The sequence below is a fragment of the Arcobacter sp. genome, assembly GCF_050300555.1.
In the GTDB taxonomy this organism is placed as follows: domain Bacteria; phylum Campylobacterota; class Campylobacteria; order Campylobacterales; family Arcobacteraceae; genus Arcobacter.
Genome location: NZ_JBNKXY010000205.1, coordinates 1 through 629 on the forward strand (window position 1 = coordinate 1; position 629 = coordinate 629).

The window sequence follows — 629 nt, forward strand, 5'->3', positions numbered from 1 at the left end:
ATTACTTCCATCGCTACACTTGTGATATGAGTTAAATAAGGCAAACCATATGGAGTTTTCTGTTCACCATGGGCTTTTGCTGCAAAGTTTAGTGCTTTTAAATATTTTTCTTGTGAAAACATTATTTATTCCCCTCTTGATTTTCTTTTTGTTTATTATTTCTTCTATGTCCATGATTAACTTGCATTTTAGGCATTACTGGTTGTGCATTTTTAGAAAAGTCTATTAAATCTTCAACTGTTTTAACTTTTTCATCTAAACATTTAAATGATTTTTCTAATATATAAGTAGTACTTAAAGCATCACTATAAGCTCTATGATGATTATCTATATCAATATTTAATGACTCTTTTAAATATCCTAAGCCATACCGCTCAGCTTTTATGGTTCTTCTAGCTAAATCAATTGTACAAAGTTTTCTATTCTCTAATTTTCCCAAATCATGTTTTTGCAAAGAGTTTGATATAAAATTGTAATCAAATTTTATATCGTGAGCTACAAAAACATCATCTTCTAAAAATAGTTTAAACTCTTCAAGTACAGTTTTAAGAGTTGGTGCATTCTCAAGCATTTTAGGATTTATATTTGTAATTTCTTGAATATATTCAGGAATATTTTTTGCATAAACT

The 629-nt window shown here is 27.3% G+C and carries 1 protein-coding gene; it reads right to left on the reverse strand.

What is annotated here, in order from left to right:
- Positions 1-121 precede the first annotated feature (121 nt).
- A partial coding sequence (locus ACQY5W_RS13300; RefSeq protein ID WP_428025452.1) for an exonuclease domain-containing protein occupies positions 122-629 on the reverse strand: 508 nt, incomplete at its 5' end.